The sequence below is a fragment of the Celeribacter baekdonensis genome (assembly GCF_900102315.1).
GTDB classification, from domain to species: domain Bacteria; phylum Pseudomonadota; class Alphaproteobacteria; order Rhodobacterales; family Rhodobacteraceae; genus Celeribacter; species Celeribacter baekdonensis.
Genome location: NZ_FNBL01000010.1, coordinates 1 through 20,978, shown reverse-complemented (window position 1 = coordinate 20,978; position 20,978 = coordinate 1). Strand labels below are relative to the sequence as shown.

The window sequence follows — 20,978 nt, the reverse complement described above, 5'->3', positions numbered from 1 at the left end:
AGCCTGTGGACGTTTTTCATTTGGTCCAAGTATTCCACGCATTAGGAAAAGAAACCTAGCAATTCGTATGAGGCGGTGTGGATGGCTTTGACGGCTGCCCGTCTATTGATCAAAAGTTGATTAAAATTAAGGCATATTTATTAAATTATAATATTCACCCGAATAATTTGTAATTAACGTTTGCATGCATACGAATATCTTGCTCACACTGGGCCACATAATTGCGCAAAGTCGCAAACTCATGGCCAAACATGGGGCAAAAATGAAACGCACGCTTACCATAACTCTGAACGGGGCCGAGGTCACCGCAGAGGTGCCTGAGCACGCACTCCTCTTGGATGTGCTGCGAGAGACCTTTGGTGTGAATGGCCCGAAATACGGCTGTGGCAAGGCCCAATGTGGTGCTTGTACCGTTCTTGTGGATGGCGTCCCGGCGCGCGCCTGTGTGTTGATGGCCAGCCGGGTTTCGGGTGCAAGGGTCACGACACTCGAAGGTCTGGTTGATCCCGAAACCGGCGCGCTCTCGCCGGTGCAACAGGGCTTTTTGGACTGTGAGGGTGCGCAATGTGGCTATTGTCTCAATGGCATGGTGATGACTGCGACCGCGCTGCTGAAGCGTAGGCCCGATCCCAATACCGAAGATATTGTTCAAGCTTTGCGTCATAACCTGTGCCGTTGCGGCACACATAAAGAGATCATCGCCTCCGTCAAACGCGCCGCAGAATTGATGCGAAAGCGTGCCAATGCCTGACGTCGTCTCATCCGCATTGGCCGTGGTGATCGAAGGCCCAAACGGACCACAAACCTATATTTCCCTCGACGCAAAGGGCAGGGCAACCGGATTTAACGGCCATGTGGATTTGGGCACGGGTATCACCACGGCGCTGGCCCAGATTGTCGCGGAGGAATTGGACCTGCCGCTGTCCAACGTCGAGATCGTCCTCGGCGACACGGCGCGCACCCCGGACCAAGGTCCGACGATTGCCTCTGAGACCATTCAAGTCGCCGCGATCCCGTTGCGCAAAGCGGCCGCTCAGGCGCGCAATTGGTTGGCGGATCGTGGTGCGCGGGCGTTGAATGCGCCTTTGGGGCAGGTCGCGCTTAAAAACGGTGTGGTCCATTGGAAGGACACACAGCGCAGCTACGCCGACCTGCTGTTGGACCAAAAAGTGACGCTGATCTATGATCCCGACACGCCCACGAAAGACCCCAAAGACTATACCATCGTTGGAACAAAGACCCCGCGCCGTGATCTTGAGGACAAGCTGCGCGGCGCGCATCTTTATATCCACGATCTGCACGTCGAGGGCATGGTGCATGGTCATGTCCTGCGCCCACCCTATGCCGGGCGTGACAGCGGGGATTTTGTCGGCAGGAGCCTGATTGGCTATGATGAGCGCGCGGTGCAGGACATGCCGGGCTTTATTGCCGTGGTGCGCGAGGCTGATTTCCTCGGTGTCGTGGCCGAAACCGCTGCCCAGGCTCAAGCGATTGCTGAAGCCCTGCCGACACGTTGGCGGATGCCGCCCAACCTGCCCGATATGTCAAAGCTTGCCGACACCATCCGCCACCAACCGGCCACGCCGCGGGTGCTGGATGTGACCGGTGATTTTGACACCGCTCTGGTGCAGGCGGATCATGTGAAATCCCGCAGCTATGTTTGGCCCTATCATGAACATGGCTCCATCGGCCCGTCCTGTTCCATTGCCGACTGGAACGGTGCACAGCCGATCATCTGGTCCGGCACCCAAAACCCGCATGTGCTGCGCGGCGATCTGGCCGAGCTTGTCGGGCTGAACGCTGAGGCGGTTGAGATCCGGCGCTATCAGGCGGCGGGCTGTTATGGTCGGAACTGTGCCGATGATGTGGGCGCGGATGCGCTTTTGCTGTCCCGTGCGGTGGGCAGGCCTGTGCGGGTGCAACTGACCCGGGCGCAGGAGCATCTTTGGGAACCCAAAGGGGCGGCTCAGGTGATGGATGTGCAAGGCGGGCTGAAAAAAGCGCGCCTTGATGCCTATGCGATTGACACATGGTATCCATCGAATCGGGCACCGAACCTTGGGTTGTTGCTGACCGGGCGGGTTGATCCCGCGCCGCGTCCCGCCGATATGGGCGACCGCACCATCGTGCCGCCCTATGACATTGCCAACAAGCGGATCACCGTTCACGACATGGCGCCAATTGTGCGCGCCTCTTGGATGCGTGGCGTCTCGGCTTTGCCCAACACCTTTGCCCATGAAAGTTTTATGGATGAAATGGCGTTTGAGGCGGGCGAAGACCCGGTTGCTTTCCGGCTTAAGCATCTCAAAGACCCGCGGGCAATGGATTTGGTGCGCCGGACCGCTGAGGCCGCGGGCTATGTCCCGCATAACGGTCCGCGTTTGCGGCGCGAAGGGCGGATGGCCTATGGTCAGGGTTTTGCCTACGCCACTTATGTGCATGGGCCTTTCCCCGGCACAGCCGCTGCCGCTGCCGCTTGGGTGGTGGATGTTGCGGTCGATCTTGAGACCGGAGAGACCACCCTGTCGCGGGTGTTTGTCGGCCAGGATCAGGGCTTGGTGATCAACCCGGACGGTGTGCGTCAGCAAATCCATGGCAATGTCATCCAGACCGCCAGCCGGGTGATGGCCGAAGAGATCACCTTTGACGAGATCGCGCCCACGGCACAAAGCTGGGCCGCCTATCCGATCCAAACTTTCCCCGCCGTGCCCGACATCAAGACGATGCTGATCGAGCGCCCCGATGAGCCGCCTTTGGGTGTGGGCGAAAGTGCCGCGGTGCCGTCTGCTGCGGCCATTGCCAATGCGATTTTCGACGCCACGGGCGTGCGGATGCGCGAAGTGCCGTTTACGCCCGAAAAGCTGCGCCGGGATTTGGCGGTTCAGGCCGGGGGGCGCGTTATGCTGCCAGCTGCCCAAACCCACCCCGCCAGAAAAAGCCGCAAAATCGGGGCTTTGGTGGCGGCCCTTGGTGGTGTGTTGACGTTGGGTGCGGTTTCAGTGCCGCTGCATCGCAGCATTCCACCGACAACGCCGCCCACGCCTGCCACCTTCTCTGTCGAGACCCTCGCGCGGGGCAAAGAGGTCTTTGCTCTGGGCGATTGTGCCGTCTGTCACACCGCCGAGGGCGGGGTGAAAAACGCGGGCGGCAGAGCGGTCCCAACCCCCTTTGGCACGGTCTACACCACGAACCTGACGCCCGATCCCGAAACGGGGCTTGGCAGATGGTCGTTTGAGGCCTTTGAGCGCGCCATGCGCCACGGCATCAGCCGCGAGGGTCACACTCTCTACCCGGCCTTCCCCTATACCTCTTTCGCCAAAATCGACGGCGCGGACATGTACGCGCTTTATGCCTATCTGCAAACGCTGCCCGCCGTCTCCGCGCCGACGCCAAAGGCCCAAATGATTGCGCCCGCCAATCTGCGTAACGGGGTTGCGGCGTGGAATTGGCTCTATCACGATGCCACGCCCTTTGCGCCCAATCCGGCCCAATCTGAGGTCTGGAATCGTGGCAAATATCTCGTTGAGGCGGCGGGTCATTGTTCCGGCTGCCACGCGCCGCGCAATGGGGCAGGGGCGGAAATGCCCAATATGACCGGCGCTGTGGTCGAGGGGTGGTATGCACCGCCGCTTGAAGGATTGGCCAGCGTACAGATGAATTGGGACGAGGCAAGCCTCTTTGCCTATCTGCGCAAAGGCCACGCGCCGAATGCCAGCGCCTCTGGCCCAATGGCCGAGGTGATCGAAAGCCTGCAAGAAGTGCCCGATCCCGACATCCGTGCGATGTCGGTCTATTTGGCTTCGCTGATGGCTCCCGCAACAGAGTCGCTGCCGGAAACGCGCGCCCTGCCGCGTGAGGCCGATCTGCCGCCAAGCCGCGCCAGCCGCCTGTTTGAAAGCGCTTGCGCTTCCTGTCACGATCCGGTGTTTGCCGACAGCCTCACCGTGGCGCGGATACCCCTGACACGGGCACCGGCTTTGCGCGCGCCGACATCCGAGGCGTTGATGAGCGTCCTCAACGAGGGTCTGCGTGCCCCCGAAGGTCTTGATCTGCGCGATATGCCGTCTTTTCGCGGTGAGTTTTCTGACGCCGATCTGACCGAGTTGACGCAGTACCTACGCGCCCGGTTCGCGCCCGATTTGCCCGCCTGGTAATGCCCGCCTGGTAATGAATGAGACATGAGCCGAAGACTTAAGACCGGGAGCTTTTGTTCACCGCAAGCGCCCAATTTCGCATTCTAGTTTCGCATTATAGGAAGCCCCTGTCGGTGTCTGTGGGGCGATTGAAACTCTGCCGCTGGCGCAGCGATCTGTTCTTATCTTGCGCGGACAGCAGGAGCTGGACGCCGTGGAAGTCTGTCAGATCCTCGGCATCAGCGAGGGAAACATGAGGGTACTCTTGCGCCGCGCCCGGCTTCCTGATCGATACATCCAATCGACGCACATCCTGGTGACAACCGTGCACAAACGGCCAGGCTTCAGAGCTTTCGCCGAATGACGTCCCGCAACATCTCACGGTTTAAGACAGATCCACTACGGTCTTCTTCAGTCGGGGGTTCTCATCTTCGGGTGCCTTCAGCCGGTGCATTTCGTCAGGCGCAAGCCCCTATGCTTCTTCTTCCAATTGTGAAGTAGATTGTCTAGCTGATTCCGGCCTTGCGGCTGATCTCAGCGACTAGCGTTCCTTGCCCGCTCTGCTTCAGAATGAACGCCGTCTGCGCCTCCGCTCCTACCCCAGTCAGGGATTTAGCAGAAAACTCCAGCTTCAAACGATCCGGTTTTTCAGAGGTAGCAAAAATTTTGTGCCAAAATCCCAGCATGTGGTGCTTTACGAGGGCAAGTGTTGCTTTGGTATTGGCAAATCATGCAGGCGTTTGGGACTTTGAGACATGAAGTGATTAAAATGAAAAACGTTCCTTTCCATCCGGGCTATTTGATCTATGTCATTTTCAACCCAATATGGGGCGCTAACATTATACGTTGGGGGGTGCTGGCCCGCTAATATATGATGAAGCTTGAAAAAGTTACCGTTATACTGTCGCCAGTATATGATATATATACTAAATATTGTCTATTAGGTGTCTTAAGGGTATGAATAGGTAAATCGGACTAATCATGAGGCGAATCTGCGTAGATTTGGATGCGACAGAATTGCTTTTATGAGCAGAAGTAGATATCGTAGCCGCGCGGTGGGTGGATTTTTTGCTAGTATTCGCGCTGAAGAGTTTTGTTGAATTGGAGTGCGGCGAACGTGTCGGCGAAAAAAAGTCAAAATGAAACGGTAGAACGTCAGGAATTGGCAAATGTATTGCCTCTTTCCTCCCATATGGCTGAACCGGATCGCCTAAGCTCCAAATCTGGCCTGAGTGGCGTTGCCGCCAGTGCGATTGGTATGGGGTTGGCGATGCAAAGCGGTGTTGCCAACAGCCTGTGGGCTTCTTCCACGGAAGATGTGGATGTCGAACCGACCGACGATGATTTTGACCCGTCGCAAGCGCCCGTGACACATGATGATGTGAACGGGGTGGATGTGACTGCGGAGAATGTAGCCGCAGAGGCGCCTGTTGCCCTCACAGTGGACGAGGCGGCTGAAAGCGTGGGTGTGGAGCCAGAGTTTTCGCCTTCTGCTGCTGTGGCGGCATCGGGTCGAACAGCAGGCATCGCAAATGCGGGTGCCGCTGCGGAGGCGATGACCGAAATGTTGTCTCAGGACGACGTCGAGGGAGACGGTACGCGTCTTGCGGATGAAGAGGGTCCCTCTCAAACCATTGATTTTATTGGGTCTGACACAGAAGGTTTGGTCGGGTCTGTCCTTGATCCCGTGCTGGGGGAGGATGGCCTTGTCGACGACCTCCTTGATGCTCTGCTTGGTGAAGGTGGGTTGCTGGACGGGCTTCTTGGGGATGAGGGGCTGCTGGACGATTTGCTCGACGGGTTGATCGGTGAAGGCGGCATCCTGGACTTGGAGGTTCTTGAAGGGCTTCTGGGCGAAGATGGTCTTTTGGATGGTGTGGTCGAAATCATTCTGGGCGAAGACGGCCTTTTGTCCGATTTGATTGGTGAGGATGGGCTTTTAGGAGACCTCCTTGATCCGCTGCTCGGGGATGGCGGTCTTTTGGATGGTGTGCTGGACCCAATCCTTGGAACAGGTGTGGTTGACGACCTGATCGGTGAAGATGGCATTGTGTCTGGCGTTGTGGATGACCTGCTTGGCGACGGCGGTCTGGTCGATGAAATCGTCGGTGACATCCCTGTGGTCGGAGATCTTGTCGGGTCTGATGGCATCCTGGGGGATGTGTTGGGGAGTGATGGTCTTCTTGGTGGGCTACTCGGTCTTGGCAGCACGAACGCCGAGACTCTGGACGAGGCCTCCACAGTGCCTGATGAAGGATATATCGAGTCTCTGATGGATGTCGAGGCTCCCTTGGGTGAGGCGTCAGATACGGTGTCAGAGCTTATTGAAGGTCTGTCGTCTGGGACTGTCGATGACTTAATGTCGAATCTGCTCGGCGATACCGATGTGTTGGGTTTCGATGTTGCACAGGGCGATGTCGGAGGCTTCGATGATTTGTTTGCGGGCCTCGCGAGCGAAGATAGCCTGACGGGTTCTTTTGTGGAGCAGGGCTTGCTTGGTGCCGTGGCATCGGGCGTTGCGAATGACGATGTTGACTCCCTTTTGAGCGAAATTCTTGGCCCCCCCAGCAGTGATATTCTGGCTGGCGGTGACGCATTTGACGTTTTGCTTGAGGGCGCAGGTCAGGATTCGTTGGGTGATTTTTCCGATATTGGTGGGATTCTTGGCGATTCGGATGGCATTATTGCGGGCATCGCGGACATTGTTCAGTCTGATACCTCTCTGCTTGATGGGCTTTCCTTTGATCAAGATGATCAGGTTTAAGTGTGATCTAGTCACATAATTACATCCTTTGCCTTGATATTCATTTTGAATAAATGAATATTCTGCCATATGCCTTTTATTGGGCGATTTCTTTCATGTAGTCCTTATGGGTAACTGTTGGCGGTTGCCTTAATCAAAAGGACATGGTGAGATCATTATGATGGAGTTTGATAGGGGGGATGGGGTGCCTGAAGTTCTTTTTGTAAGCAGATGGCTCCTTAAGATATTTGAAATGATTGATGTGATCCTATGGCCATGCTTTTACGGTATGAGGTTTGGGCATGTTTTTTCCACTCACAACTTGAGTTCACAAAAATGACCGTATCTGTCCTCTTTCAGGCCAGCGATGGCAGAGTTGCCCCAACGACGGCGTCGCGCCTTGCGTTGACGGCACCGGGTCGTTTGACGTTGATGCAAGATCAGGCGGAGATCGCAGGATTTGAAAAACTCGGAGCGGATTTGCATGTGACATTGACCGATGGCTCCGAGATCCTGGTCGAAAATTTCTTTGTGATCGGCCCAGCCGGCGCGTACAGCCTGTTTGCCGATGAAACGGGTGTTCCGGTTGTGACGGGCCTGATGGTGCCTGAAGCCGACATGGCATTTGATGACCCGGCTGTTGACGTGGCACATAACACTCAGGCGGTCGACGCAGGCGTGGGTGGTGCGGAGCTTTCCCATGAGGGTGGCGATGCGATTGATCCCTTTGTCATCACGGGCTACGGCATCGGGGCCGCAGGCTTGCTTTTTGCCATGACCCAAGAGGATGAGACCCCTCATGAGGAGGGCGTCGATCTGGCAGCACCTGATCAAGCTGACATACAGGATTTCACGGCGGAGGTGGATGAAAATAAAGGTATTTTTTCGACATCATTGGAAGATGCCACAGCGGATACCACAGCGCTCTCCTTCGATATGATCATGCCAGAGGGGCAAGGTTTACTTGCTGGTCTGGATGTTGGGGAGTTGCTGTAATGCCAGTCCACATCAGGAAAATCGGCGCATTTTTCGAACGCTCTCTGAAAGCGGTGCTATGGCTTTCACCGCTTATTTTTGCCCTGTCGACACCCGCACATGCACAAATGTCGCTTCAGGAAGCCGTCCTGATCGCCACGGCAAGTGATCCAAGTGTCGAAGCGCTGCGCCAGAAAGTAGCGGCCAAAAATGTCGATATTCAAGCCGCCAGAGATGCCTATTTCCCCTCGATCAGCCTGTCAGGAGACAGCAGCACGACGGACAGTGACGGGCCCGGTGTCACGTTGAGCGTGACGCAAGTCCTGTTTGATTGGGGTCGGACGCGAAACCAGATTGCCGAGGCATCCCAAGTTCGGGTGCAAGCCGTTTCGGATTTGAAGATGGCGGTCGAAGACCTCACGTTTGAGATTGCGGGCTTCTTCCTTGATGTTGAGGTGATGGATCGCAAAATTTCTTATACAAAAGAGTACATGACGTTTGCGCGTCGTCTGGCCGGTCAAACGCAGGATCGAGCGGCGGCAGGGGTGAGCGACAACAGTGAAGTGGCGCGGGCGCGGTTGGAAATTTCGCGTGCGGATGAGCAGATGTCCCAGCTGATGGCAAACCGTCAGATTGCCATGGCGCAGCTTGAGTTTTTGATTGGTCAAAAGGTGGATGCGGTCCAACTTCCGCCGTCTCTTCTGTTTTCGGACCATTATGGCTCACGAGATAAGATCAACGCAGCGATCCGGATTGCGCCCGGTTACATCGCGGCACGCGCTGCCGTTGCCGAAGCCGAAGCTGGGGTGCAGGTCGCGAAGGCGCAACGTTTCCCAACGATCAACCTTCAGGCACAGGGTCGCATGGACCTCAACGGAGGCGATACACAGACGGCAGTTGGGATATCTGCCGGCGTGGATCTGAATTCGCGAGGGTTCGGTCAACGCAAAATACAATCTGCGCAGTTGGCCGTAGAGGGTGCAAAAGCCTCGCTTCAAGGGCAAGAGCGGCAGCTCATGAACATCGCAAGCAGCGCGCTTGAACGTCTAAGTCTGTTGCGTCGCAGTGAACAATCCAGAGAGGTTCAGCTTGTCGAAGCAGGAAAGGTTTTGCAGACTTATGAGAAGCAATTCGTTGCTGGTCAGCGGGAAATTCTCGACCTTCTGACCACCGGGAGAGACCTCTACGACGCACAGATTGATAAGATCGACACTTACGATGAGCGTAAACGCACTGAATATGAAGCGGCCAAAGATCTTGGTGTCTTGGGCACCATGCTTTTGGCTGGGTCGACGGTGCAATGATGCGAGATGGAAAGAGGTACTGAAATGAAAGATACCGTGTCTCACGATCCTCTTGTTCTCGGACTTTTGGAACTGTGCCGTTTGCAAGGCGTTTCGACCTCTGTCACGCAGTTGACCACGGGGTTGCCGCGCGATGTTGGCGCGCTGTTGACGCCAGATCTGGCGCCACTTGCCCTGCGGCGTGCCAATATGAGTTGCCGGATTAGCCGTGAGCCGCTGCGCGCTTTGCCGGATCACAGCTTTCCGGTGCTGCTCTTTTTGAAAGATGGCCGCACCCTCATTCTCGAAACTCTGACGGAGCAGCGGGCAACAGTCGTTCTGCCTGAATCGGGAGGCGGAAAAGCGATTTGGACCTTTGAGGAACTCGATCGTTTGCATGACGGAAAGGTCCTCATCTCCAAGCCGATCGACATCGTTTCGGACCGACTCGACGGGAAGAAGGCCGGGCGCGAGCATTGGTTGCTTGGCCCGCTTTGGGAAAACTGGTGGATCTATCGCGATGTGATGATCGCCTCCTTTGCGGCCAATATTCTCGCGGTCGCCACGGCGCTTTTTTCGATGCAGGTCTATGACCGCGTTGTCCCAAACAATGCGTTCGATACGCTTTGGATTCTGTCGAGTGGCGTCGGTATCGCGATTGTGCTCGAACTGGTGCTGCGTTTGATGCGCTCGTCTCTTGTTGATGTGTCCGGTCGAGATCTTGATCTGCGATTGTCGGCCCAGCTTTTTGACAAAGTTGCCAACATGCGGTTGGCCAACCAACCTGCGTCGACGGGGGTTTTTGCCAATCAGGTCAGAGATTTTGCCGTGGTGCGGGAGTTTTTCACCTCAAGTACGGTCACGGCCATTTGCGACCTCCCTTTCGTGCTCATCTTCCTTGGCGTGATCTGGTTTATCGGCGGTAACGTTGCGTGGGTTGTGCTCGCCGGTGTCGTTTTAAGCGTGGTGCCCGGACTGCTGATGCAGAAGAAGCTTGCGCGGGCTTCAAGGGAAAACACGCGTGAAGCGGCGGCACTGAACGGTCTCCTTTTGGAGACCATTTCCAATCTTGAAACCGTTAAGGCCTGTCGTGCCGAAGGGCGGTTGCAACGTGCGCATGCACAATTGACCGCTGCTATGGCTACGACGGCCATCAAAACGCGGAATTTGACGACATTGATGAGCCAACTCGTCAGCTCTGTGCAAAGGCTTGCCTATGCGGGCGTTGTCATTGCCGGTGTTTATCTGATCAGTGCCGGGGAGTTGACGGTCGGGAGCCTGATTGCCTGTACGCTTTTGTCCACACGCGCGATGTCGCCGATGGGGCAGGTGGCTGGACTTTTGGCCAAGTGGCAGCATGTCCGCGCGGCGATGGAAGGTCTGAACGAAATCATGAAGCTTTCGGTTGAACGCCCTTCGGATCGTCACTTTGTGCGTGCCGCTGAAATGGCTGGGGACTACCATCTGCAAGATGTGGTGTTTCGCCATGACCCGCTGGCCCCTCCCGTTCTTGCGATCCCTGACTTGAAAATCGCTCAAGGTGAGCGGATTTCGCTGCTTGGCGGGAATGGTGCGGGGAAATCGACGATGTTGCGGCTTTTGGCCGGATTGACCGATCCGCAAGCGGGCAGTGTTCTGCTTGATAATCTTGCTCTCAGCCAAATTGATCCAATTGATCGGCGCCGACAAATTGGATATCTGCCCCAAAGCGTGGCACTGTTTCAGGGAACGCTGCGGGAAAACCTGCTTTTGGACCATGGGCTTCATACGGATGATGAATTGCTTCAGGCGCTCGACGCGGTCGGACTTGGGAAATTTGTCCGCCAGCACGTCAAAGGTCTCGACCTTCGGATTCAAAGCAATGCAAACGTATCCGGTGGGCAACGCCAGTCTATTGGCTTGGCGCGTGTCCTGTTGCAAGATCCGAAAGTGGTCCTTCTCGATGAACCGACCTCTGCCTTCGATCATGTGACCGAAGCAAAGGTCATCGCGCATTTGAAACTATGGCTCCAAGGGCGCACAACGATTATTTCGACGCATAAGCGCGAATTGCTTGGGCTGACAGAGCGCGCGATTGTCCTGAATGACGGGCGGGTTGCCCGCGATGGGGATTTGCTTCAAATCTTGAATTCCGCGCGGGCGAACTCGGTTCAGCAAAAACCTGTTCAGGCCGTAAAATGACGAGCGCGGATTTGGTCACCACAAGCCATATCGACGGGAGCTATCGTCGTCAGACTCTGAAACGGTCGCGTTTGGTCATTCAAACCGTTGTTTTGTCCCTCTTTATCGCTATCGGTTGGGCGGCCATTGCGCAGATCAACGAAATCACGCGTGGTGACGGGCGGGTCGTGCCGTTGCGCCGTTTGCAATCCATTCAAAGTCTGGAAGGCGGGATTCTTGCGGAACTGCATGTGAGTGAAGGCGATATTGTTCTGGAAGGTCAATTGATTGCGCGTTTGGACCCAACACGGTCAGAGACAGCATTTAATGCAACGCAAGCGGAGATCACGGCGCTTAAGGCGGAAACCATGCGGTTGGAAGCCGAGGTGATGGAGCAACCGCATCTTGAATTCGGGCCGACGCCAAACGAGGCGGAGGCCGGAGAATTGCGCTTGTTTAAGGCGCGGCGCACCAAGTTGGAGGCCTCTTTGATGTCTTTAGAAGAGGAGCGGAGCACCATAGAACGCCAGATTGAAATCACAAGCCCTTTGGCCGCAGGGGGTGCTGTGAGCCAGATTGATCTGTTGCAATTGCGCCAACAAAAAGCGGAGCTGGACGGTAAGATCAATGAGGTTCGAAATGTTTATGTGCAGGACGCTTACAAAGACCTGGCCGCGCGACGGGCGAAGCTGACGACTCTCCAACAGGAATTGATCCAGAAACAAGACGAGTTCCAACGGACGGAAATCCGCTCTCCTGTGGCTGGCCGGGTCAACAATATCAAAATCACCACGCTTGGCGGGGTTGTTCAGCCGGGCGAACCGATTATGGAAATCACTCCGACGGACGATCAACTTTTGATTGAGACAAAGGTGAAACCGCAAGATGTTGCTTTTGTTGCGCCGGGGATGCCAGCAAGTGTGAAAATCACAGCATATGATTTCGCCACTTACGGGGACTTGCGGGGCACTGTGACCCAGATTTCTGAGGATACGGTCGAAGAGGACACGGCGCAGGGTCCGCAGGATTTTTACCGGGTTATGATCCGCACGGATGTCAGCTATCTTGAGCGTTTTGACGAGCAGTTTGCCATTCGTCCGGGGATGGTGGCGCAGGTCGACATCGAAAGCGGAAAGCGTTCCGTTTTGAGTTACCTGACACGGCCCCTGATGCGCGCGAGGCTGCGCTAGGTTGGCAAGGATGTGGGGGCATCCTTAAAGACCATACTCAACGCAAAAATAACCGAGATTTGGAAGAGAAAGACGACCATGCTGCCGCAGTATTTTTGGAGTGTCACCCGATGTACGGGGGCTTTTATGCGTCGGTGTATCATGCCGTGCGCAGGTCTTTTACTGATTTCAGGGGCGGCGGCGCAAACCGTTCAAACCTTTGAGACGGTCGAGGTTCAAGGCGCGGAATTTATTCCAGAACACGACATTCAAATGACATGCGGCGCGGTAGAAGGCGTCCCTTATCTCACGATTGAATTGCGCGCGATTGAGGATTGCCTCATGTCGACGGGTGTGTTCGAAACTGTGAAACTTATCCCCAATGGGGAGACGCTGGTGATCGCAGTGAAAGAGTTGAACACGCGGCCGGGCCGTGTCGAAGCTTCCCTGTCCTATGCGTCTCAGGATGGGTTGATCGGCGGATTGTTCTTTGAACGCTATAATCTTTTGCCGGACACATATGGGTCGATCAGGTTGGAATATAACCCAGAAGTGAAGCGCGGGGGTGGCCGCTTGTATCGGACCAATGTCCTCGGGAGTGACTTTGATCTGGGGGTGAAGCTGGGCTGGGAAGAGTTGTCTTTTGATGACAGCTCTTATTCCAAAGAGACGAAGCAGATTGAAACCTATCTTGCATGGATGCCGAGTCAAAAAACCCAATTGGAAATGGGCGTTGGCTACCGGGATTACCGTCTTTTCGATGTGGACGATGGCGCGAGCGCTCTGTTGGTTGCCGAACAAACTCCGGGCATTTCGGCGCCCTTTTTACGTTTTGCTCTGAACCATAGCTCCCTGTCGGAGGGGGAAAACGGTTGGGGCACGTGGGAATACAGCGTTGGGGTAGATCAATATTTTTGGAACCTTGGCACCGATGATAGCCTGTCAGATTTCCGGTTTGAAAGCCGCTCGTATGTGCCGCTTGGTCAGAAGTGGCGGATGCTTGTCTCTTTGGATGCCGGGCGGGTGTCCAGTCTTGATGGAAAGAACGCCACGCGTGTCATTGACCGCTTTGCTCCGGGGGCGGGCAGTTTTCGCGGATTTGCGCCACGTGGGGTTGGGCCGCATGACAATGGCGACGCGCTTGGTGGAAACACGTTTGCCGTTTCTTCGATCGAAATACAGGGCAATTTCGAGGACGTTGTGAATGCGCCATTGGTTGGCGGAGTTTTCTTGGACACCGGTGCGTCCTGGGCGTTGGATGACACCCTTGGTGGTGTGATTGATGATGGGTTTCACCGGCGCAGTTCGGTCGGTCTTTCGCTTGCATTTGAAGTGGGTCGCGCACCGGTCTCGCTCTTTGTGGCGAAGCCCATCGACAAGCAAGACGGTGACAAAGAACAGGTGTTTGGTCTCCGTCTCAGCACCGCGTTTTGAGGCACGCTTTGTTTGTCGAAACTCAGCGCTGCATGAGAACACAGTGAAAGTTTCTGCAGGCCGAGATGCCAGCATTGGAAACCCCATCTCCTCTGCGCGCTGAATTTGCAACATGGCAGTACGAATATAATGAGCTGAGGCGCCTCAGGGCAGGTGCCTCTGTTGCTCATGGTGCCATGACTGAAAACTCACGTCTCTGCCGGGCTCAGTCTCAGGGTATATAAAGTATTATCCTTATTGCCATTATTGAAATCTTTAGTATTGCTTTGTTGATATTTTCCATCCTAAGGTATGTATGTCGGCATTGCTTTTGCTGTGACCTGACGCAGACATGGAACGTCTCGTGTTTGCCAACAATGTATATCTTTCAGCCGCCGCATATGCCGGTGGTGAAAACAGGGAGCGCGATGAGATGGCAGGGATGAGCATTCTTAACGGTTCTTATGGCCATCCCTATAAGCCCCTGGTGAACCCTAAACGTGTCAGCCTCGAGACCAGACTCTTCCAACGTCTGGATGATGAAATGGCACAGGCTGACAGAACCTACTCAGAGGTTATTGACCTTTTACGTGTGAACCGTCGCGTCTTTGAACCCGCGTTCCTGCCCCGCAAGATGATGTGTGAGGCGACCGACGCACCACGCCACCATATGATATTCGACGTTCTGTTCGGATTGCGGGCCCATCTTGGCGCGATCCGCAGTGTCGTGATGCCAATTCGGTTGCTCCAAATGTCCGGGCGAAACGGAAAAGGGGTGATTTAAATGCTGCAACAGAGTTTTGAAACATCACGCGCCGTTGCTGTTCCTCACACTGTAGGGCCTGAGAGGCTGAGCGTACTTGCGTTGTTAGACTGGGATCATCTGCCTCACGAATTCTGCCAGCCGGATCAAAAATTTCGCGTGTCGCTTTTGGCGGGTCAGGACTGTGATCGTGCGCTTGAGATTCTGGTTCGACTCAACAAGGCACCGGATATTCTCATCATTGATGAGGATTTTTTTGGATCCCCAGAAGCTGCGGCGGACGCCTGTGCCCAGATTCGCCGCTTTCAACCCGATATTCATATCATCGCGATTGAAAGTGAAATGTGGGAAGGCGAATCTGTCTTGGCGTCTTTTGGGCTATGCCAAGACATTTTGCCCGCTAAATGTGGTCAGCGGGCAATTCTGGGCAAGCTTGAGACGTTGAACTGAGAGGTCTTTCGTGGGGCTTTATCGCTTACATGATATTCATGTCGCGGGCGACGATCACAGCCTGTGTCCGGTTGTTGGCGCCCAGTTTCGTGCAGATTGATTTGACATGCATTTTAACTGTGGCCTCGGCGAGAGAGAGACCTTCGGCAATCTCGCGGTTTGGCAGACCTTCAGCCAGGAGTGAAAGCACTTCCATTTCCCGACCGGAGAGAGGCGATTTGGTGGTGTCGCGTGCCTTTAGTCTTTGGTGATCAATCAGTTCAACAGGGATATACCGACCGCCTGCCGCCATAAAGCGGATTTCATTGGCGAGATCTTTCAGGGATGCGGTCTTGAGGATCACACCTGCACTGCCATTTTCCAAAATTTCCGAAATGACCTGTGCACTCGGGGCGCTGGTCAACAGAGCGGCGGGCCGACCACCATTGTTTTCAAGGACTTTACTAAGGCCCGAGACACCGTCCATTCCGGGCATGTTCAAGTCAACGAGAACCAGATCAAAGGGGCCTTCCTTCTCCATGATCGAAAGTGCCACGTTAAGATCAGGCGCAGTTGTGACATCAAATTCCGGCAGATTTGACAGAAAATGTTCAAACATTTCGAGGACCATCGCATGATCGTCCGCGATCAAAACGCGAATTGCCGTAGCTTTGGACGACTCTGTGGATTGAGCTGCCATCGCGCGCTTCTCCCTTCTTGTTGCTTTCACCGGATTTGGTGCTTGCTGTGTTCCCCGTGACGTGAGGGCAATTAGCGTAACATGCACAAAAAACAAGTAAATTACATTTAAAATACTATATTGAATCTCCACTGAACTGCAAGTTTAGAAGAGACCGCACGCTTAACGGGCGCAGAGGGTCAGTTTAAGGCGTCGATGGCATCCTTTGTTCGAGTGAGGGCCACTTTGAGGCGCTCCTCACAGGGGGAAAGGGGCGCGCCGTCATCAAATGCGCGTTCCATGGCGCGCAGGCAAGATTCCAACTCTCCTAGACCCGTGAGGCTGCAAGCCCCTGTTGCGGCATGAAGCATCCGACCGGTGTCGGGGCCAACGCCATCCTGTTGCAGGTTTGAGAGGACGCTGACCGCCTCACTGTGGGCGCGCTGCATAAAGGAGATCGCCCCAGCCCGCCCCAGTTGCGAAAGCAGATCATCGACGATGCGGGCCTTAAGAGGGCCGTCTGTCGTTTGGGACGCGTCTTGTGGTGCGGGTGCTGTTTGGTGTGGGGCATCGTTATCTGATCGCGCGGACAGAATGCGCAGGAGCGCGTTGCGCAATTCCGCCGGTTGGATTGGCTTTTCAAGAACCTGGACAATGCCCACTTTGGAACATGCCTTCAGTATCGAATCAGCAACATGTGCGGTCAGCGCAACGATGGGGCCGTTCCAATGGGTTTGGCCCTGTTGTCGGACGCGCTGCGCAAATTCGATACCCGACATATACGGGAGGGTCATGTCGGTCAGGATCAGATCCAGGGTGTGAGCGATTTCTGGCCGCTCCAGAAGGGAGAGCGCTTCAACTCCGTTGCCGGTTGCCCAAACTTGCGCGCCTGCACTTTCAAGTATGTGGCGAATCCAATCGCGACTTGAGGGGCTGTCTTCGACAAGGATCACAGAGATGCCCGTAAGCGGCGCGTCAGATAGATCCTGCAATGTTGCGGCTGTCTGCATCCGATCTGGTTGCTCGCTTTTTTGCAGTGTCACAGTCGCGCGCATTGTCGTGCCGATCACAGGCCGGTGCTCGGTGTCTTGCCTCGAGCCCGCTTCGGCATATCTGTCAGCGACGTCAATTTTACCCCCGAGTTGGCGCAAAGCATGTGCCAAAACATTCATTCCCGCTGAAGGGCGCGTGTTCGCAGTGGTCGATGTTGTGGCCGGTTGGCGGGCCTCCGTTTGACCGAGTGCCTCGAACAGGCGCGCCTTTTGTTCTGGGGGGAGGCCGCCGCCCAGATCCGAAACTGTGAGTGTGATCATGAGGCGATCAATCTCGTCGGTTGGGCTGGGAAGCGGCTGGCAGGACAGGCCGATTTCAACCGCGCCTCCGCCATATTTCACTGAATTATCAATCATATTCTGGAAAAGGGCGCGGACAAAACGCACTGGACCATGCACCCATATGTCATCATGCGGGTCAAGCCACAGCTTGAGGTCAACACTTTGTTTGCGCGCAATCGGGGCGATCATCGTAAGCAGAGTGCGCAGCTCTTCGGTGATGTTGAACGTTTCGTCCGGTTGAAGGCCGGTGACACTTTGTTCGCCGCGAATGACGCCTAAAATATTGCTGATGTGATCCAGTGCCAGTTCGGCCGAGTTATGAAGCTCTTGGCGGGCCACAGCTTTATCCGCTGCCGTCTTGTGGGCATTCTCATTGAGCACGTTATCGGCGGTTGCGAGCAGGGACTGGATCGGCGTGCGCAGGTCATGTGCCACTCTCATGAGCGTGGCAGCCCGCGCACGATTGCGCAGCCAAGTCGCTTCGTGGTCGTTTTCGGACAGGCGTAAAAGATAGCCTTCTCCAACGCAAAGCGACACGTGCACGACCTCCCCCTCCAATTCTGCAGAGCCCAAAGACAGAGAGGCTGCGGTGCTGCCCGCCCGTTGAGCTTGGACACAGAGGGCAGGCCAGTCTAGCGCATCATGAATCCCCGGTTGATCGAGGTGCAGCCGCTGTGCAGCCGTATTGGCCAAGAGAATCTTGCCACTTTCACTGGCCAAGACGGAGGGTCGACGATCTGTCGCAATCAGCCGGGCGATGGTGTGGATGATGGTACGCATTGCCGTGCCTGCAGTCTCTGAAGATGTGGACGCAGCCTTAGAAGGCGATTCAGACGTCTCTTTCATTTCGGGGCCGCCTTATGCTTGTGTTGAGGCATCGCAATGGGTCGTTTGCATCTTGTTGAGATAATTTGCCGACAATTTCAGCGTGTTTAAAGCAGATTCCGCAGAAATTGGGGTGTTTGTGCAGGTTTGACGCCGTTAACTATCCCAAAGGATATTGATGAACCAAAGTATTGATTTTGATACATACGTTTGATAATCAAAAGGCAGGGGTGAGCCCCTTGTTTTTATTCGTGGCCGCCTGGGTGCTGCGTCATAGAGGGATTTATAACAATGGCGATGAGTGGACTGGTTGCGGGTGATGTTGTGGATGTTCAAATCAATGTGAACAGGGAGAGCATTAGCCGCTATGTGAAATCTAACTCTGATCTGGTTGTTGAACTGGTCAACGGCGATAGCATCCGTGTGAGCAATTTTTACACCGCAGCAGGGAATGGTGACGTGCACCGCCTTATTTTGGCGGATGGGACGTTCAGTGGTGTTGAGGGCGTTCTTGGGGAAGAAGTCGCGGCCGCGGGACTCGGCAGTGCTTTTACGCTTGATGAGATTGGTGCCGGCCTTGCAGCTCTTGCGGGTCTCGGAGCGGCGGCGCTTTCTGATGAGTCCGGGTCTGACGAGACCCCTGAACCTGAGCCTGAGCCGACCCCCGAGCCGGAACCTGAGCCAGAGCCGACACCGGAGCCTGCCGCCGAAAGCGGTGTGTTGGATTCCATTCTTGCCGATGATGGTCTGCTTGGCACTTTGACGGGCAACCAAGGCGGCCTTGGGGCTGTCACCGGATCGGATGGGGTGCTTGGAACTTTGGTGGGCAACGAAGGTTTGCTCGGCGCGGTCACCGGAGAGGATGGCCTTGTTGGCTCGCTCCTCGGCGCTGGCCTCATCGGCGATGAGGCTGGGTCCGGTGATCCGCTGAACAGCATCACCGAAGGCCTTTTGGGTGAAAACTCTCTCGTTGGCGGATTGCTTGGCAGCACGGGGTTGACGGATGGGCTTCTCGGGTCCGATGGGATTGTTGGCGGTCTTTTGGCCGAAGATGGCCTCGTTGGCGGCTTGTTGACCGAAGACGGCCTTGTGGGCGGACTTTTGGCGGAAGATGGCCTTATGGGTGGCCTCCTCGGTGGGGACAGTCTTGTTGGCGGCCTGCTTGGTGAAAATGGCCTTGTCGGCGGTCTGATCGGTGAGGACGGTTTGGTTGGCGGCCTCCTTGGTGATGACGGCCTCGTTGGTGGACTTGTCGGTGGCGATGACGGCCTGCTGGGTGGTCTATTGGGTGGCGAGGGCGGCCTGCTTGACGGTGTGCTCGGTGGTGATCTGCTGGGTGGCCTGACCGATGGCCTGTTAGGTGGCGAGGACGGTCTTCTCGATGGCGTGCTTGGCGGTGACCTACTCGGCGGCCTGACCGATGGCCTGCTGGGTGGCGAGGGCGGTCTGCTTGACGGTGTGCTCGGTGGTGACCTGCTCGGTGGTCTGACTGATGGTCTGCTGGGCGGCGAAGGTGGTCTTCTCGATGGCGTGCTTGGCGGCGATCTTTTGGGCGGTTTGACGGGTGGTCTGACGGGCACCGATGGCCTGCTCGATCCGGTTGTGTCGGATGGTGGCCTGCTGGGCGATCTGACCGGGAACAGCGGTCTTTTGGGCGATGTGACGGGCAATGATGGCGTCTTGGGTGAGGTCATTGGCGATGCCGGTCTGGTGTCGGATCTGACGGGTCTGGCCTTGGTCACGGATGGCACCGCGGATGCGTCCGGCGGCCTTTTGGGCGGCTTGACGGACGGGTTGTTGGGTGGCGAAGGCGGTCTGCTCGATGGCGTGCTTGGCGGCGATCTTCTGGGTGGCCTGACCGATGGTCTGTTGGACGGCGGGCTTCTTGATGGCCTGCTGGGCGGCGAAGACGCTCTCATCTGATCGCAAGCAGACTGGAAATTTGACAGCGCCCTGCCAATCGGTGGGGCGTTTTTGATTCGATAAGGCGTACGTCTCTTTGCGTAAATTCGGCGTGCCTCCTGCCCTCGACGGTTAATGCAAATTACGGCTGTTCTTTTTGCAGAGGCGTATTGACATCAATCCTAATGAATATAAACATACATACTTAAGTCTTTCGAATATCTGATACCAATACTTTCAGGTATGATTCCGATGGGTGAAAAATGGGAACAGGAGTGGAACCATGGCTAACAAAACAATCTTAGTCTCCGCCACGGAGACGCGCGTCAACTTGGGTATCGATCAAACGGGCTTGGAAACATACAGCCGGTCTGGAGACAATCTGATCATCGATCTGGGCAACGGCGATACGATCACCGTCCAGCGCTATTATGTGCCTGCGGCAGACGGGTCGTTGCACAGTATTGTTTACAGCAACGACATGATCGTTGATGGCGATCCTGCAGCGGCTGGCCTGGGCATGGGCTTTTCTGAGGAAGGAATCGCAGCCGCCGTTTTAGGTGGGATCGGCCTTGCGGCTTTGGCAGCAGGCGGTGGTGATGACGCTGATGCTGACGCGGATGCTGACGCGGATGCAGACGCAGATGCCGATGCTGACGCCGACGCGGATGCTGACGCCGATGCAGATGCTGATGCGGACGCCGACGCAGATGCTGACGCCGACGCAGATGCTGACGCCGACGCGGATGCCGACGCGGATGCCGATGCCGATGCTGACGCTGATGCTGACGCCGATGCCGATGCCGACGCGGATGCGGATGCCGATGCCGACGCGGATGCGGATGCGGATGCCGACGCCGACGCAGATCAAGGGCTCCTTGACCCTCTCATCGGAACGGGCGGGTTGCTCGGCGGTTTGACTGGCGATGGCGGTTTGCTTGGGGATGTGACCGGGTCCGGCGGTCTTTTGGGCGGTCTTGCCGGCGACGGCGGGCCTCTGGGCGATCTGGGATCGGCTTTGACGGGTCAGCCCTTGCTCGGGGATGGTGTTCAGGACGGCGGCGAGACGGGTCTTTTGGATGGTCTGGTTTCAGACGGCGGTTTGCTTGGGGACATCACCGGCAACGGCGGCCTTTTGGGCGATGTGACCGGGTCTGACGGTCTCCTCGG

General features: G+C 56.0%; 14 protein-coding genes and 2 pseudogenes. 13 read left to right on the top strand and 3 right to left on the bottom strand.

Going from position 1 to position 20,978, the window contains the following annotated elements; genetic code table 11:
- The first annotated feature begins 262 nt into the window (after positions 1-262).
- The 3 genes and pseudogenes from BLT54_RS15400 to BLT54_RS23130 all read left to right on the top strand — a co-directional run.
- Positions 263-751, top strand: a complete 489-nt coding sequence (locus BLT54_RS15400; protein ID WP_074646288.1) for a (2Fe-2S)-binding protein — start codon at positions 263-265, stop codon at positions 749-751.
- On the top strand, positions 744-4,154 hold the full coding sequence (locus BLT54_RS15395) for a molybdopterin cofactor-binding domain-containing protein (protein WP_074646191.1): 3,411 nt from the start codon (positions 744-746) through the stop codon (positions 4,152-4,154). Before BLT54_RS15400 ends, BLT54_RS15395 begins: the two co-directional genes overlap by 8 nt.
- 127 nt (positions 4,155-4,281) lie before the next feature.
- A pseudogene (locus tag BLT54_RS23130) lies at positions 4,282-4,401 on the top strand (sigma factor-like helix-turn-helix DNA-binding protein); the annotation flags it as partial.
- 29 nt (positions 4,402-4,430) lie between these two features.
- Here BLT54_RS23130 and BLT54_RS22825 read toward each other — a convergent pair.
- Positions 4,431-4,741 (bottom strand): annotated as a pseudogene (locus tag BLT54_RS22825) (transposase); the annotation flags it as partial.
- A gap of 566 nt (positions 4,742-5,307) precedes the next feature.
- On the opposite strand from BLT54_RS22825, the gene BLT54_RS15380 reads away from it, so the two are divergent.
- The 8 genes from BLT54_RS15380 to BLT54_RS15345 all read left to right on the top strand — a co-directional run bounded on the left by BLT54_RS15380 (position 5,308) and on the right by BLT54_RS15345 (position 15,089).
- Positions 5,308-6,897, top strand: a complete 1,590-nt coding sequence (locus tag BLT54_RS15380; RefSeq protein ID WP_143026848.1) for a hypothetical protein — start codon at positions 5,308-5,310, stop codon at positions 6,895-6,897.
- A gap of 315 nt (positions 6,898-7,212) precedes the next feature.
- A complete protein-coding gene (locus BLT54_RS15375; protein WP_143026847.1) occupies positions 7,213-7,872 on the top strand; it encodes a BapA/Bap/LapF family prefix-like domain-containing protein in 660 nt (219 codons plus the stop codon).
- Positions 7,872-9,155: a TolC family protein gene (locus BLT54_RS15370; protein ID WP_074646187.1), complete on the top strand. Its 1,284-nt coding sequence runs from the start codon at positions 7,872-7,874 to the stop codon at positions 9,153-9,155. The genes BLT54_RS15375 and BLT54_RS15370 overlap by 1 nt, the downstream gene beginning before the upstream one ends.
- A gap of 24 nt (positions 9,156-9,179) precedes the next feature.
- Positions 9,180-11,315: a type I secretion system permease/ATPase gene (locus BLT54_RS15365; RefSeq protein WP_074646186.1), complete on the top strand. Its 2,136-nt coding sequence runs from the start codon at positions 9,180-9,182 to the stop codon at positions 11,313-11,315.
- Positions 11,312-12,484, top strand: coding sequence for an HlyD family type I secretion periplasmic adaptor subunit (locus BLT54_RS15360; protein WP_074646185.1), 1,173 nt, complete (start codon positions 11,312-11,314; stop codon positions 12,482-12,484). The genes BLT54_RS15365 and BLT54_RS15360 overlap by 4 nt, the downstream gene beginning before the upstream one ends.
- A 126-nt stretch (positions 12,485-12,610) precedes the next feature.
- On the top strand, positions 12,611-13,897 hold the full coding sequence (locus BLT54_RS15355) for a BamA/TamA family outer membrane protein (RefSeq protein WP_218129394.1): 1,287 nt from the start codon (positions 12,611-12,613) through the stop codon (positions 13,895-13,897).
- Positions 13,898-14,228: 331 nt separating this feature from the next.
- Positions 14,229-14,660: a hypothetical protein gene (locus BLT54_RS15350; RefSeq protein ID WP_074646184.1), complete on the top strand. Its 432-nt coding sequence runs from the start codon at positions 14,229-14,231 to the stop codon at positions 14,658-14,660.
- On the top strand, positions 14,661-15,089 hold the full coding sequence (locus BLT54_RS15345; RefSeq protein WP_143026846.1) for a hypothetical protein: 429 nt from the start codon (positions 14,661-14,663) through the stop codon (positions 15,087-15,089).
- Between the two features lie 25 nt (positions 15,090-15,114).
- Here BLT54_RS15345 and BLT54_RS15340 read toward each other — a convergent pair whose 3' ends face one another.
- Together BLT54_RS15340 and BLT54_RS15335 are read right to left on the bottom strand one after the other, a co-directional pair.
- Entirely contained in the window at positions 15,115-15,900 is a 786-nt protein-coding gene (locus tag BLT54_RS15340) for a response regulator transcription factor (RefSeq protein WP_245708018.1), read from the bottom strand.
- A 47-nt stretch (positions 15,901-15,947) separates the two neighbouring features.
- On the bottom strand, positions 15,948-17,861 hold the full coding sequence (locus BLT54_RS15335) for a hybrid sensor histidine kinase/response regulator (protein ID WP_176832898.1): 1,914 nt from the start codon (positions 17,859-17,861) through the stop codon (positions 15,948-15,950).
- A gap of 336 nt (positions 17,862-18,197) precedes the next feature.
- Between BLT54_RS15335 and BLT54_RS23020 the strand changes: the two genes are divergently transcribed.
- Together BLT54_RS23020 and BLT54_RS22755 are read left to right on the top strand one after the other, a co-directional pair.
- On the top strand, positions 18,198-19,829 hold the full coding sequence (locus BLT54_RS23020; RefSeq protein WP_074646180.1) for a BapA prefix-like domain-containing protein: 1,632 nt from the start codon (positions 18,198-18,200) through the stop codon (positions 19,827-19,829).
- Positions 19,830-20,091: 262 nt separating this feature from the next.
- On the top strand, positions 20,092-20,978 hold an 887-nt coding region (locus BLT54_RS22755; RefSeq protein ID WP_218129393.1), incomplete at its 3' end, for a BapA/Bap/LapF family prefix-like domain-containing protein.